14 protein-coding genes are annotated in these 12,715 nt (G+C 69.5%); 6 read left to right on the top strand and 8 right to left on the bottom strand.

Features of this window, described 5'->3' with window-relative positions; translation table 11 throughout:
• A partial coding sequence (locus tag NX1_RS34145; RefSeq protein ID WP_281217550.1) for a beta-ketoacyl synthase N-terminal-like domain-containing protein occupies window positions 1-3,403 on the top strand: 3,403 nt, incomplete at its 5' end.
• 131 nt (window positions 3,404-3,534) lie between these two features.
• Entirely contained in the window at window positions 3,535-3,972 is a 438-nt protein-coding gene (acpS, locus tag NX1_RS34150) for a holo-ACP synthase AcpS (RefSeq protein ID WP_068069071.1), read from the top strand.
• A gap of 18 nt (window positions 3,973-3,990) precedes the next feature.
• On the opposite strand, the gene NX1_RS34155 is transcribed toward acpS, so the two are convergent.
• Window positions 3,991-4,611 (bottom strand): TetR/AcrR family transcriptional regulator, encoded by a 621-nt coding sequence (locus NX1_RS34155; RefSeq protein WP_245668890.1) that lies wholly within the window; start codon window positions 4,609-4,611, stop codon window positions 3,991-3,993.
• 411 nt (window positions 4,612-5,022) lie between these two features.
• Between NX1_RS34155 and NX1_RS34160 the strand changes: the two genes are divergently transcribed.
• On the top strand, window positions 5,023-6,228 hold the full coding sequence (locus NX1_RS34160) for a hypothetical protein (protein ID WP_068069074.1): 1,206 nt from the start codon (window positions 5,023-5,025) through the stop codon (window positions 6,226-6,228).
• Window positions 6,229-6,289: 61 nt separating this feature from the next.
• Here the strand turns inward: NX1_RS34160 and NX1_RS34165 are convergent, their stop codons facing one another.
• Both NX1_RS34165 and NX1_RS34170 read right to left on the bottom strand, forming a co-directional pair.
• Window positions 6,290-7,078, bottom strand: coding sequence for an ABC transporter permease (locus NX1_RS34165; RefSeq protein WP_068069101.1), 789 nt, complete (start codon window positions 7,076-7,078; stop codon window positions 6,290-6,292).
• 17 nt (window positions 7,079-7,095) lie between these two features.
• Entirely contained in the window at window positions 7,096-8,070 is a 975-nt protein-coding gene (locus NX1_RS34170) for an ATP-binding cassette domain-containing protein (protein ID WP_068069077.1), read from the bottom strand.
• A 213-nt stretch (window positions 8,071-8,283) separates the two neighbouring features.
• Here NX1_RS34170 and NX1_RS34175 point away from each other — a divergent pair, with 213 nt between their 5' ends.
• Window positions 8,284-9,015, top strand: a complete 732-nt coding sequence (locus tag NX1_RS34175; RefSeq protein ID WP_068069080.1) for a TetR/AcrR family transcriptional regulator — start codon at window positions 8,284-8,286, stop codon at window positions 9,013-9,015.
• A gap of 71 nt (window positions 9,016-9,086) precedes the next feature.
• On the opposite strand, the gene bcp is transcribed toward NX1_RS34175, so the two are convergent.
• Complete coding sequence (gene bcp, locus NX1_RS34180) at window positions 9,087-9,557, bottom strand: thioredoxin-dependent thiol peroxidase (RefSeq protein WP_068069115.1); 471 nt, start codon at window positions 9,555-9,557, stop codon at window positions 9,087-9,089.
• Between the two features lie 141 nt (window positions 9,558-9,698).
• Between bcp and NX1_RS34185 the strand changes: the two genes are divergently transcribed.
• Entirely contained in the window at window positions 9,699-9,920 is a 222-nt protein-coding gene (locus NX1_RS34185; protein ID WP_068069083.1) for a DUF3618 domain-containing protein, read from the top strand.
• 67 nt (window positions 9,921-9,987) lie between these two features.
• Here the strand turns inward: NX1_RS34185 and NX1_RS34190 are convergent, their stop codons facing one another.
• Window positions 9,988-10,281 carry an excalibur calcium-binding domain-containing protein gene (locus tag NX1_RS34190; RefSeq protein WP_068069119.1) on the bottom strand — a complete coding sequence of 98 codons (294 nt, stop codon included), beginning with the start codon at window positions 10,279-10,281 and terminating at the stop codon, window positions 9,988-9,990.
• A 134-nt stretch (window positions 10,282-10,415) separates the two neighbouring features.
• Window positions 10,416-11,393 (bottom strand): pirin family protein, encoded by a 978-nt coding sequence (locus tag NX1_RS34195; RefSeq protein ID WP_068069089.1) that lies wholly within the window; start codon window positions 11,391-11,393, stop codon window positions 10,416-10,418.
• A 79-nt stretch (window positions 11,394-11,472) separates the two neighbouring features.
• On the opposite strand from NX1_RS34195, the gene NX1_RS34200 reads away from it, so the two are divergent.
• Entirely contained in the window at window positions 11,473-11,937 is a 465-nt protein-coding gene (locus NX1_RS34200) for a MarR family winged helix-turn-helix transcriptional regulator (protein WP_068069092.1), read from the top strand.
• Between the two features lie 3 nt (window positions 11,938-11,940).
• Here NX1_RS34200 and NX1_RS34205 read toward each other — a convergent pair whose 3' ends face one another.
• The gene (locus tag NX1_RS34205) at window positions 11,941-12,255 is read right to left on the bottom strand and encodes a hypothetical protein (protein ID WP_068069095.1); all 315 of its coding nucleotides are present in this window, start codon (window positions 12,253-12,255) and stop codon (window positions 11,941-11,943) included.
• 76 nt (window positions 12,256-12,331) lie between these two features.
• On the bottom strand, window positions 12,332-12,715 hold a 384-nt coding region (locus NX1_RS34210; protein ID WP_157120376.1), incomplete at its 5' end, for a transglycosylase SLT domain-containing protein.

Raw genomic sequence — 12,715 nt, forward strand, 5'->3', positions numbered from 1 at the left:
TGGTGGCGGCGCCACGGTCGACGCGGCGGCGCTCGGCGAGTTCACCGAGCAGATCACCGGCCGCGACGGCGTGCTCGCCTCGGCGGCCAGGGTGATCCTGGAGCAGCTCGGACTCGCCGAGCAGGTGTCCGCGCCGGAGACCACCGAAGACACGCTGGTCGACCTGGTCTCGGCCGAATTGGGTTCGGACTGGCCGCGTTTGGTCGCCCCCGCGTTCGACGGCCGCAAGGCGGTGCTGATCGACGACCGCTGGGCTACCGCCCGCGAGGACCTGGCGCGGCTGTGGCTGCTGGACGACGTCACGGCCGACGCATCGGTCGACGGCTTCCTCGGCGCGGGCGAAGCCGTTGCCGCGCAGGCCGATTGGTGGCGCGAGCAGGCAAAGCACGAGGCACGCTCGGTGCTGGCCGGCCTGTACGAGCGCATCGCGGAGGCCGCGCGCGGCGGTGACGAGCCGGGTCTGTGGTCCGGCGACATCGCGGTGATCACCGGCGCGAGCAAGGGTTCCATCGCCGCAGCGGCGACCGGACGCCTGCTCGCGGGCGGCGCGACCGTCATCGTCACGACCTCGAGCCTCGGCGACTCCAGGATCGCCTTCTACAAGAAGCTCTACCGCGAGCACGCCAGGCACGGCGCCGCCCTGTGGGTCGTGCCCGCCAACATGGCCTCCTACCAGGACGTCGACGCGCTGATCGACTGGGTCGGCAGCGAGCAGGTCGACACTGTGGGCGGCGCGAAGGTCAAGATCAAGGACGCCATGACCCCGACCCTGCTGCTGCCGTTCGCGGCGCCGCGGGTGGCGGGCGATCTCGCCGACGCCGGCGCGCGCGCCGAAATGGAGATGCGCGTGCTGCTCTGGTCGGTGGAGCGGCTCATCGGCGGGCTGTCCAAGCTCGGCGCCGACCACGACGTGGACGCGAAACTGCATGTGGTGCTGCCCGGTTCGCCGAACCGCGGCCTGTTCGGCGGCGACGGCGCCTACGGCGAGTCGAAGGCCGCGCTCGACGCGGTCGTCGCGAAGTGGCGGGCCGAGAAGTCCTGGTCGACGCGGGTCACCCTGGTGCACGCGCTGATCGGCTGGGTGCGCGGCACCGGCCTGATGGGCCACAACGACCCGATGGTCGAGGCCGTCGAGAAGGCGGGCGTGCAGACCTGGTCCACCACAGAGATGGCCGACGAGCTGCTCAAGTGGTGCACCTCGCGAGCGCGCCAGGTGACCGCCACCGGTCCGCAGCAGATCGACCTGACCGGTGGATTGGCAAGGGCCAAGCTGGATCTGCCCGCGCTGGCCAAGGAGGCCGCCGAGCGCGAAGCGGACGAGACCGAGGAAACCGCGGCGGCGGCGACCATTCCGGCGCTGCCTGCACCGCCGACCATGACCTCGGCGCTTCCGGTGCCCGAATGGGGTGACGTCACCGCCGATCTCGCCGACATGGTCGTCATCGTCGGCGCGGCCGAGCTCGGCCCGTACGGTTCCTCGCGCACCCGCTTCGAGATGGAGGTCTCCGACGAGCTCTCCGCCGCGGGCGTGCTGGAACTCGCCTGGACCACCGGGCTTGTCACCTGGGAGAACGATCCCAAGCCGGGCTGGTACGACGCCGAATCCGGCGATTTCGTCCCGGAATCGGAGCTGGCCGAGCGCTACCACGACGCCGTGGTCGCGCGCTGCGGCATCCGCCGCTACGAGGACGACGGCGCCATGCTCGACAACACCGCGCCGCTGATGACCTCGGTCTTCCTCGACCAGGATCTGTCGTTCACGGTCGGCGGCGAGGCCGAGGCGCGCGCCTTCCACACCGCCGACCCGGAACACACCGTCATCGCGCCGGTGCCGGAGTCCGGTGACTGGACGGTGACCCGTAAGGCGGGCACCGAGATTCGGGTGCCGCGCAAGGCCAAGCTCTCGCGCACCGTCGGCGGCCAGATCCCCACGGGCTGGGATCCCACCATCTGGGGCCTCTCCGCCGACATGGCCGCCTCGGTGGACCGGGTCGCGCTGTGGAACATCGTCTGCACGGTGGACGCGTTCGTCGGCTCCGGGTTCAGCCCGGCCGAGCTGATGAGCTGGGTGCACCCCTCGCTGGTGGCCAACACCCAGGGCACCGGCATGGGCGGCATGTCCTCGATGCGCTCGCTCTACGTCGACAACCTGCTCGGTGAGTCGCGGCCGAACGACATCCTGCAGGAGGCGCTGCCGAACGTGGCCCTCGCGCACGTGGTGCAGTCCTACGTGGGCAGCTACGGCGCGATGGTGCATCCGGTGGCGGCCTGCGCCACGGCGGCGGTGTCCGTCGAGGAGGGCGTCGACAAGATCCGGCTCGGCAAGGCCGAGGTGGTCGTGGCAGGCGGCTTCGACGATCTGGGCATCGAGGGCATCGTCGGCTTCGGTGACATGTCGGCCACCGCGGACTCGGCGGCCATGAGCGCCAAGGGCATCAGCGATCGGTACTTCTCCCGCGCCAACGACCGCCGTCGCGGCGGCTTCGTGGAATCGCAGGGCGGCGGCACGGTGCTGCTGGCCCGCGGTGACGTGGCGGTGGAGATGGGCCTCCCGGTACTCGGCGTCGTTGCCTACGCGCAGTCCTTCGCCGACGGCGTGCACACCTCGATCCCGGCGCCCGGCCTCGGCGCGCTCGGCGCCGGTCGCGGCGGGCGCGAGTCCCGGTTCGCCGCGGAGCTGCGCAAGCTCGGCGTCACGCCGGACGAGATCGCGGTGGTGTCCAAGCACGACACCTCCACCGCGGCCAACGATCCGAACGAGTCCGAGCTGCACGAGCGGCTGGCCACGGCGATCGGCCGTTCGGAGGGCGCTCCGCTGTTCGTCGTCTCGCAGAAGAGCCTGACCGGACACGCCAAGGGCGGCGCGGCCGCGTTCCAGCTGATCGGCCTGTGCCAGATGCTGGAAACCGGTGTGGTGCCGCCGAACCGGAGCCTGGACTGCGTCGACGAGAAGATGCAGGCCTACCCGCACCTGGTGTGGCCGCGCGAGCCGCTGCGCTTCGGCGACCGGTTCCCGCTCAAGGCGGGTCTGGTGACCTCGCTCGGCTTCGGGCACGTCTCCGGCCTGCTCGCGGTGGTGCACCCGCAGGCGTTCCTGCGGGCGATCGAGCCGGTGCGGCGCGAGGAGTACCAGCGCAGGGCCGAGCAGCGGCAGCTGGCCGGACGGCAGCGGATGGTCGAGGCGATGTGTGGCGGTGCCCCGCTGTACGAGCGCCCTGCGGATCGACGGCTCGGCGGAGAAGGCACGCCCGCCAAGAAGATTCGCCAGCTGGAGGCGGACATGCTGCTCTCGCCGCAGGCCCGCCTCGGCGCGGACGGCGCCTACCGCGCGGACGGATTCGGTTGCGGCGCTGGCGCGGTCATCGTCGGGCAACTCGATGGTGACGGATCTTTGGATCGGTGACTTCGGCCACTACCCTTCACTCAGGCCGTCCGGTGCGGGCGGCCTGGGTCCGGCCGGTACGCCGGAGCCGGTGAGCGGAGTGCGGTCGCGTCGGCGGCCGCACTCCACGAGGGTTGAGGAGCTGCGACGCATTGACCATCCTGGGGATCGGCTTGGACTTGGTGACCATCTCCGAGTTCGCCGAACAGCTCGAGCGGTCCGGAACCACCATGCTCAGGGAGAGTTTCACCGCGGGTGAGCGGCGCTACTGCCAGAGCAAAGGCACCGATCCCGCGCGCAGTTTCGCCGCGCGCTGGGCGGCGAAGGAGGCGGTGCTCAAGGCGTGGGCGTCGTCGCGATTCGCCCGGCGCCCGCAGATCGGCGACAACCCGTACCCGCTGATCGAGGTGGTCAACGACGCATGGGGAAGGCCGAGCATCAAATTGCACGGTCTCGCGGCCGAATTCCTGCCGAGGGCAAGGGTGCATCTGTCGTTGACCCACGACGGCGACACGGCGGCGGCGATGGTGGTGCTGGAGGATCCGGGCGAACTCGCCGATCTGATCGAGGGGCGCGAGACTGCCGGGTGAGAGCCGGGTGGTCGGCCGTCAGCGCTGGCTCGCGGTGCGCGATTCCTTCTCCGCCACAAGCAGATACGCGACCATCAGCCGCTTGAGCTCGGCGACGGCCTCGGCGTGCGATTGCTCGTCCTGCACCGAGAAATTGAGCATCGAGTACACGACGTGCACCAAGACCTCGGCCATCATGGTGCGCCGCACCCGCGGCGTGCGCGGGGTGAGCGGACGCAGCATCTGCGAGACGACCTCGGCGAACTGCTTCTCGTGGATCGCGCCGGTGGCCCGGGTGGATGGCGTCGACTGCATGGCCAGCCACACCTCGCGCCGGGACGGGTCGGTCATCCACAGGTTGGCCAGGTGGTCGACGAACTGGTTCATGTGCCGCAGCCAGTCCAGCGAGGGCACCTCGCCGTGGAAGTCGGCCAGTTCCTGGGAAACGGCAACCAGATCTTGGCGATTCAGCTCACAGACGATCACGTACTTGTTGGCGAAGAACTGGTACAGCGTGCCGATCGGCACCTCGGCCCTGGCCGCGACCTCTTCACAGGTGAACGATTCGAAACCGACCTCGACCAGCAGCTCGCGGGAGGCCTGGAGCAGCGCGTCGAACTTGCGCTTACTGCGTTCCTGAGTGGGCCGCTTGCGCGGCATCAGCTCTTGCGGATCGTCCTGCAATTCCAACGCGGGGTCCAGGTGTCGCTTCGACGGCTTCGCCCTGGCCTCCGTGTTTACTTCCACGTATCCAGGCTAGCGGTACCGACACACCCGCGACACGCGCACTTGGTCTGCGTGTTCAGGTCTGTCACATTTCACCACCCATCCGTATCGGCTGTGGCCGCGAACACTAACCGAGCGTGCGTGCATCCGCAGGCACGTTTTGCCAAGGGTGTTCGCCCACCTCGGCGCACCTCCGCCTTCGCTACGGCCGTGCGCGGGCTGAGGACGGACCCGGTCCGGATGCGTCCGCCGGGCGTCCCATCCGTTCCGGAAAGTCACTGGGAGGGCGTATCTGTGGTAGCTCGATCTGTGGTAACTGTCGGCGTTTCCACCGAACGTGGCGCTGTGCACGCGGTAGCGCTCGCCGACGCCGGCGAGAAGTTGCTCGACCGCGTGCTGGTCCACCGAGTGGCGAAGACGCAAGGCGACACCAAGGCGCACGTGGCGGCGGCGGTCGAGACCGTGATGGACGAAGTCGCCGCGGAGATCGGACCGGAACTGGAGATCGTCGGCACCGCGGTCGCCTACCGTGACGCCGCCGAGCGCAGGGCCATCGTGACCCAGCTCGCGTCCGGTCCGTGGCGCACCGCGTCGCTGCTCTCGGCGAAATCCGCGCACCTCAGCGCGGCCGGGGCGATGACCTGGCTCCGTGAGTTCGACGATCTGCTCGTCTGTGAGGTGGTGCAGGGTCACCAGGCGTTCACGCTGGTCGATCGCGATCGCGATCGGGTGCTGGCGGCGATAGCCCAGACCGGCTCCGTGAGCGAGGAGTCGCTCGGCGTCGCGGTGATGGCGGCGTGGGACCAGTTCGAGGCGGCGGCCGTCCGGCCGGACGCGGTGGTGCTGATCGGTTCCGCCGCCGACGCGCCGGTCGTGCGCGAGGCCGTCGACCGCTTCGGCGCGCCCGTGCTGCCCTGCCGGATCGCGTCGTCGGCCGCGGCCCTCGGCGCCGCGATGTTCGCCATGGACGACGTACCGGAACTGGTGGACACCATCGAGGAGACGCGCGGCCGCCGGAGCACGCCCGCGGTGGTCGTGACGGCCGGCGTGGTGGCGGCCGGTCTGGTCGTCGGCGGTGTGTACGCCGTGAACAACTCCATGCGGTCGGCCGCGGCCGACGCGCGGAACACCGCCGACGCGCGCGTGGTCCTCGACACCGGATCCTCCCGTGGGATGACCGTCGATTCCTCGGTGCAGCCGGGGCAGTTCCACCCTGACGGCGCGCCCCAGGATCACGTCGCGGTCTCGGATCCGCAGGTTTTCGACCTGACTGCCGCGTCGCAGCAAGTGGTGCAGCACTGGGGCGGCGGTCGCTTCGGCCCCTTGACGCTGGAGGAGTACGAAGCGGCGCTCGAGTCCGACCCCGCCGCCGAGCCGGTTCTTCCCGGCACCGGCGTTCCGTCGACCAAGGTGGGAGCGCCCAACGAAGCGATGTTGTTCCCCGGCGAGGCGCCACCGCCCGCGCCTTTCACCGCGGAGTTCTATCAGTGGTGGGACAACCACGTGCGCCTGCTCGCGCAGTGGGCGTCGCAGCAGATCACGCAGGCCTGAGCGAAGGTCGGAAAGCACGAGAGGCCCGGCGCCGCGGTAGCGCCGGGCCTCTCGTTCGTGCTCAGATGCGGGTGCGGCGTCGGAAGAGTGCGCTCGCCGCCAGGTAGCCGACCACGGCGATCCCCGCGCACCACAGCACCGCGAGCAGTGCGCTGTCGCCGATGGGGGTTCCCATCAGCAGGCCGCGAACGGTCTCGATGACCGGTGTCACCGGCTGGTTCTCGGCGAACGCGTGCAGCCAGCTCGGCATCGAGGCGGTAGGCACGAACGCGCTGCTCACGTAGGGCAGGAACATGAAGGAGAAGGTGAAACCGTTGGCTGCCTCGGGGTTTCGCGCGATCAAACCGAGGGCCGCCGCCAGCCAGGAGAGCGCGAGCACGAACATGGCGATCACGCCGAGCGCGGCGAGCCAGCGCAGCGGTTCGGCGGTGGGGCGAAAGCCGAGCGCGATCGCGACCACGATGACCAGACCCGTGGTGATCAGGTTGCGGATGAGGCTTTCCGCCACATGCCCGGTGAGCACCGCCGACCGCGCGATGGCCATGGTGCGGAACCGGTCGACGATGCCCTCCGCGAGATCGGTGGAGATGCTGACCGCGGTGGTGGCGGCGCCGAAACCCGCGCACAGCAGGATGATTCCGGGCACAACGTAGTCGATGTAGGCGCCGGGCCCGACGTTCATGGCGCCGCCGAAGACGTAGACGAACATCAGCAGGATCACGACCGGCAGCGCGATCGTCATGATCATGGTGTCTGGGCTGCGCAGTGTGTGCCGCAGGTTGCGGTCCAGCATGGCGCCGGAGTCCTGGACGGTGCGCAGCGCGCGCAGGGCGGGGGAGGGGGTGGTCATGAGCGTGGTCTCGTTTCTCATGCGGCCGATTCGGTGCGGCTCTGGTGGCCGGTCAACGCGAAGAAGACGTCATCGAGGTCGGGGGTGTGCACGGTCAGCCGCTCGACGGCGATGTCCAAGTCGGCGAAGCGATCCAGCAGGCGCTTGACCTCGGCGGCGCTGCCGTCGGAAGGCACCTGGAGGGTCAGCTGCTCCGGATCCACCTGGCAGGCCACGGCTGGGAGAGAGTGCTCGTCGACAGCGCGGGCGGCGGACGCCAGCAGGTGCCGGTCGGCGAAACGGAGCAGGATGTGGCCGCCGGGGGCGAGGCGCTTGAGTTCCTCGGGCGTGCCTTCGGCGACGATGCGTCCGCCGTCGAGCACAGCGATGCGGTCCGCGAGCTGATCGGCCTCCTCCAGATATTGGGTGGTGAGGAAGATGGTCGCGCCGTCGGCGGCGAGTTCCCTGATGATCGACCACAAGTCGCGGCGGCTCCGCGGGTCGAGACCGGTGGTCGGTTCGTCGAGGAAGACGATGCGCGGTTCGCCCATCAGGCTCATGGCGAGATCCAGGCGCCTGCGCATGCCGCCGGAGTAGGAGCCGACCGCCCGATCGGCCGCGTCGACCAGGTCGAACCGTTCCAGCAGGGCGGCGGTGCGGCGGCGCGTCTCGGCCCCGCCCAGGTGCAGCAGCTTGCCGGTGAGCCGCAGGTTCTCGGTGCCGGTCAGCACGCCGTCGACGGCGGCGTACTGACCGGTGACGCCGATCAGCCTGCGGACGGCGTCGGGTTCGCGCGCCGAATCGTGCCCGAAGACGCGCACCTCCCCGCGGTCCGGCTTGCTCAACGTGGCGAGGATGCGCACCAGGGTGGTCTTGCCTGCGCCGTTCGGTCCGAGCAGCGAGAAGACTGTTCCCGCAGCGACTTCCAGATCGACCTCGATGAGCGCGGCGTGCGCGCCGAAGGACTTGCCGAGCCGGTGTACCGCGAGGGCGGGGAGTGGTTCGGGGGACATAGGATCTCCGATCCAAAACTGTTTATCGAATAAACTGAGTTTATAGGCTAAACAGTTCCAGGGCGCAAGAGAGCGTGAGTGGTCGCACGGTCGGAACGAAGGTGGAGTACGCACGAGGGCACTACCGGACGGAGTCCGTCGATAGACGCGCATAACCGGAGGGAGGCGCAGGTACGCCTAGAGTCGAGGCGAGCGAAGGAGGCTGAAGCGCAGATGACGACGTCAGACGACGCGGCGCTACCGAAGTCGGTGGAACTGTTGTGGCGGCTCGATCAGCCGGGTGGGCGCGGTCCCAAGCGCGGGCTGACGCTGGATCAGATCCTCGAGGCGGCGATCGAGGTGGCCGACGCGGAGGGCTACGCGGCGCTGTCGATGAACCGGGTCGCCAAGCAGCTCGGCTTCACCGCCATGTCGCTGTATCGGTACGTCGACAGCAAGAGCACATTGGTCGAACTGCTGCTCGATCGCGTGGTCGGCGAACCACCGCACATCCCGCCCGGCACGCCGTGGCGGTCGGCGCTGGAGTTCTGGGCGCGCAGCGAGTTCGAGGTGATCGGACGGCACCCGTGGTGGCTGGACATCCCGCTCGAGGCGCCGCCGATGGGCCCGAACAATATGGCCTGGTTGGAGGCTGGACTGGCCACGCTCGCCGAGACCCCGGTGCCCGAGCCCGTGCGGTTGCAATTGGTGATGAACCTGTCGCTCTACGTCATCGGCAGGCGGTGGGCGGCCAGGGACATGGCCGGTGGGGCCGACGGTGAGGAGGACTTCACCGCGGTCCTGCGGCGAGTGCTCGATCCGCAGCGCTTTCCCGCGATCGTGTCCGCCCTCACCAACCGAGCCTTCGACCAGGACGACATCGATTGGGAGAAGGGTGATTTCGAGTTCGGCCTGGCGCGGATGCTGGACGGTTACGAGACCCTCATCCGCTCCTTCCAGCGCTGAGGCCCACTCACGCTTGCGCCTCGCTGGCGCTCGGCTCCGGCGTGCGCGAGGCGCGCTGGCACATGGTTCGCTTACACCGACAGGTCGCGGCGCAGCTTCGCGACGTGACCGGTGGCGCGCACGTTGTACTGCGCGACCTCGATCTTGCCCTGCTCGTCCACCAGGAAGGTGGAGCGGATGACGCCGGTGACGGTCTTGCCGTACATCGTCTTCTCGCCGAAGGCGCCCCACGCGGTGAGCACCGCGCGCTCCGGATCGGACAGCAGCGGGAAGGTCAGCCCCTCCGCGTCGCGGAACTTCGCCAGCTTGGCGGGCTTGTCAGGGGAGACGCCGAGGACGTCGATGCCCGCCTCGTTCAGTTCGGCGAGGTTGTCGCGGAAATCGCAGGCCTGCTTGGTGCAGCCGGGCGTGCTCGCGGCGGGGTAGAAGTAGACGATCACCTTGCGGCCGCGGTAGTCGGCGAGCGAGATCTCTTTGCCGTCGGAGTCGGGCAGCGTGAACGCGGGGGCGGTATCGCCGGGGGAGAGTCGTTGGTTGGTCACGTCCTGCACGGTAACCGAACGGCCTGCGAGCGGGCGGATACACTCGTCCGCGAGCCCTGGTGACTCGCGAACGGCCCTTGGGAACGACGTCCCCGGCCCGAGTTCGCGCCCGGCGGCCCATCAATCGACAGGAGGACATACGTGGCGAAGGACACCGAGCGGATCGAGCGGGAGATCGAGGCTGCCCGCGCCCGGCTGGCGAGCACTCTCGACGAGATCGCCGTGCGCGCCGATCCGCAGCGGATCGCGGACGACACCAAGAGCCTGGTCGTCGCCAAGCTGAACGAACCCAAGGTCAAGTACAGCCTGATCGGCGCGGGCGCGGTGATCGTCGGCCTGGTGCTCGTGAAGCTCTTCCGCTGAGTTTCCCGGCAAGCGAAAACACCCGGTGTGGCACGGCCACACCGGGTGTTTTGGTCTATCGGCGGTATCAGACCGTCGGGCAGGCGAATCCGTCGCCGTCGGGATCCAGGTGCGGGCCGTAGCCCGGCTCGCCGCGGAAGATCGGTGCGCGACCCGCCGCGCGGGCGTCGTCGCAGTTGGCGAAGGCGCCACCGGCCGAGCCGGTCTGGGAGACGCCGGCCGAACCGGTCGCGGCGGAACCGGTATCGATGGCGGAGGAGCCGGTTCCGGCGGAACCGGTCGGGGCGGCCAGGGCGGCGGGCGCCGCGAGGATGGTCAGTCCAGCGACGGCGGCGCTGACGGTAAGCCGGCGAACGTTCATGTATTCCTCTGTGTTCTGCGGTGGATGTGGCGCCTTGACGAGCGACGCCGCACCCACTGTTGCGAGGGGCCGCCCCGTTTGTCAACCGCGCGGCACCCGAATTAGGGCCATTAGGGGCTATAGGGCTGCCTGGCTCAGCTCGCCGGACGGGTGCCGGAGAGGTGTTCCGCCGGAATGTTGCCCATGCGTCCGGACTGGAAGTCCTCGATGGCTTGGATGATCTCCGCGCGGCTGTTCATGACGAAGGGGCCGTACTGAACAACGGGTTCCTTGATCGGTTGCCCGCCGAGCAACAGCACCTCGAGATCGCCCTCGTGTCCGTGCTGCTTCGAATCCGCCTCGACAGAAATCGAATCGCCCGGCCCGAACACCGCGAGCTGACCCGCCCGGATCGGCCTGCGTTCGGCGCCGGTCGTCCCGTTACCGGCGAGCACGTAGACCATCGCCGAGAACCGCTGCGGCCAAGGCGTTTCCAAACGGCCGCCCGGGGCGATCGACGCGTGTGCGTAAGCGATCGGCGTGTAAGTCGAACCGGGACCGGCGAATCCGCCGATCTCGCCGGCGATCAGCCGCACCAGGGCGCCGCCGTCGTGCGAGCTGGCCAAGGTCAGTTCGCTGCCGCGCAGATCCTGGTAGCGCGGCGCGGCGAACTTCATCGTCCGCGGCAGGTTCACCCACAGCTGCACGCCGTGGAACAGCCCGCCGGTGACCACGAGCTCTTCCGGCGGCACCTCGTCGTGCAGGATGCCGGAGCCCGCGGTCATCCACTGGGTGTCGCCCTCGCTGATGACACCGCCGCCGCCGTTCGAGTCGTGGTGGACCATGGTGCCGTCGAGCATGTAGGTGACGGTCTCGAAGCCGCGGTGCGGATGCCAGGGGGCGCCCTTGGCCTCGTGCGGTTCGTAGGTCACCGGGCCCATCTGGTCGAGCAGGATGAACGGGTCGGCGGTTCGCAGGTCAATGCTGGGGAACGGGCGGGTCACCTCGAAGCCCGCGCCCTCGCGCTGCTTCTGCGCGGTGACGACCTGCCGGACCGGCCGCTCGCGCATGGTCTCGTCGGGGCGTGGCAGGCGCGGCAGCACCAGGATGTTGTCGACGGCGATGGCGGGCATGGGAAGCACCTCCTGTGCGGATGGCCGGTATCGGCCGGTTGGTGTCCATGTCAACCAAAGGGGGATTAGGATCATTCCCGTGGTGCGATGGCTGAGCGACGACGAGCAGGAGACCTGGCAGGCCTACATCCGGCTGCGCCAGCGGATGGACGCGGCGATCATGGCCGGGCTGGCCCGCGACGGACTCTCGCTGGCCGACTACGAGTTGCTCGTCCCGCTCTCCGCCGCGCCGGAGGGACGCCTGCGCGCCAAGGAACTCGCGGCGGAGGTGTGCTGGGAGAAGAGCAGGCTGTCCAAGCATCTGGCCAGAATGGCGGCGCGCGGGCTTGTCGAGCGGCGGCCGTCCGAGGAGGACGCGCGCGGGATCGTCGTCGAGCTGACGGCCGCTGGCCGCACCGCGCTCGAGCATGCCGCGCCCAATCACGTGGAACTGGTCCGCCGTGTGTTCATCGATGCGATGACCGACGCGGAGGCGGGTGCGCTGCGGTCGCTGTCGGACAAGGTCAGCGCCTCCGCGCAGCGCGTCACCGATCTCGCGATCTGACCGCTACGACCACGGTGTGATCGGGGGCTTCACCCACAGCAGTTTCTCCTCGACGTACGAGCGCCGCGCCGCGGGGTGGCCGGGGTTACGCGCGGCCCACGCGTTCTTCTCGTCGAGCAGGCGGGCGACGGCCAGCCAGGTCTCGTCGGTGCTCGGCGGGTTCGTTTCGGCGGCGCGGGCCAGCTTGCGGCGGATGGCCGCGGGCATGTCGAGCAGTTCGGCGCCGCTGACATCGCGGTCCCACAGGTAGACGGCCAAGCGGCGGGCCTTCTCGGCCCTGCGGCTGACCGACGCGTCGGAGTGCGCGTAATCGGCCACGCGGGCATCCTACGACGAACGCCCCGCACCCGGTCGTCGTGGCCGGAGGCGGGGCGTTCGAGTGGCTGGAGCCGGATCAGTACGCGCTGTTCACGTTGTCCATGCTGCCGTAGCGGTGCGCGGCGTAGTTGCAGGCCGCGACGATGTTGGCCACCGGGTCCCAGACGTCGAACGCGGTGCCTTCCACGTGGTAGGCCGCGAAGGTCGGGTCGATGACCTGGAGCAGGCCCTTGGACGGGATGCCCATGGCGGCGTTGGAGTCCCACAGGTTGATGGCCTGGGGGTTACCGCTCGACTCGCGGATGATGTTGCGGTGGATGCCCTCGTAGGTGCCGGGGATGTTGTGGGCGGCCATGATGTCGAGGGCCTGACGGATCCAGCCGTCCAGGTTGTTCTCGTACACCGGCGGGGCGGGCGGGGCCGGCGGTGCCGGGACGGGCATCGGCGCGGGAGCGGGCTC

Origin of the sequence: Nocardia xishanensis NBRC 101358 (assembly GCF_001613365.1) — a bacterium.
GTDB classification, from domain to species: domain Bacteria; phylum Actinomycetota; class Actinomycetes; order Mycobacteriales; family Mycobacteriaceae; genus Nocardia; species Nocardia xishanensis.

Coding starts and splice junctions, on each gene's coding strand:
- NX1_RS34155 (WP_245668890.1), bottom strand. CDS start 4,611: ATGCCGCGCAAGCGGCCCACTCAGGAACGCAGTAAGCGCAAGTTCGAC.
- NX1_RS34165 (WP_068069101.1), bottom strand. CDS start 7,078: ATGACCACCCCCTCCCCCGCCCTGCGCGCGCTGCGCACCGTCCAGGAC.
- NX1_RS34170 (WP_068069077.1), bottom strand. CDS start 8,070: ATGTCCCCCGAACCACTCCCCGCCCTCGCGGTACACCGGCTCGGCAAG.
- NX1_RS34175 (WP_068069080.1), top strand. CDS start 8,284: ATGACGACGTCAGACGACGCGGCGCTACCGAAGTCGGTGGAACTGTTG.
- NX1_RS34190 (WP_068069119.1), bottom strand. CDS start 10,281: ATGAACGTTCGCCGGCTTACCGTCAGCGCCGCCGTCGCTGGACTGACC.
- NX1_RS34195 (WP_068069089.1), bottom strand. CDS start 11,393: ATGCCCGCCATCGCCGTCGACAACATCCTGGTGCTGCCGCGCCTGCCA.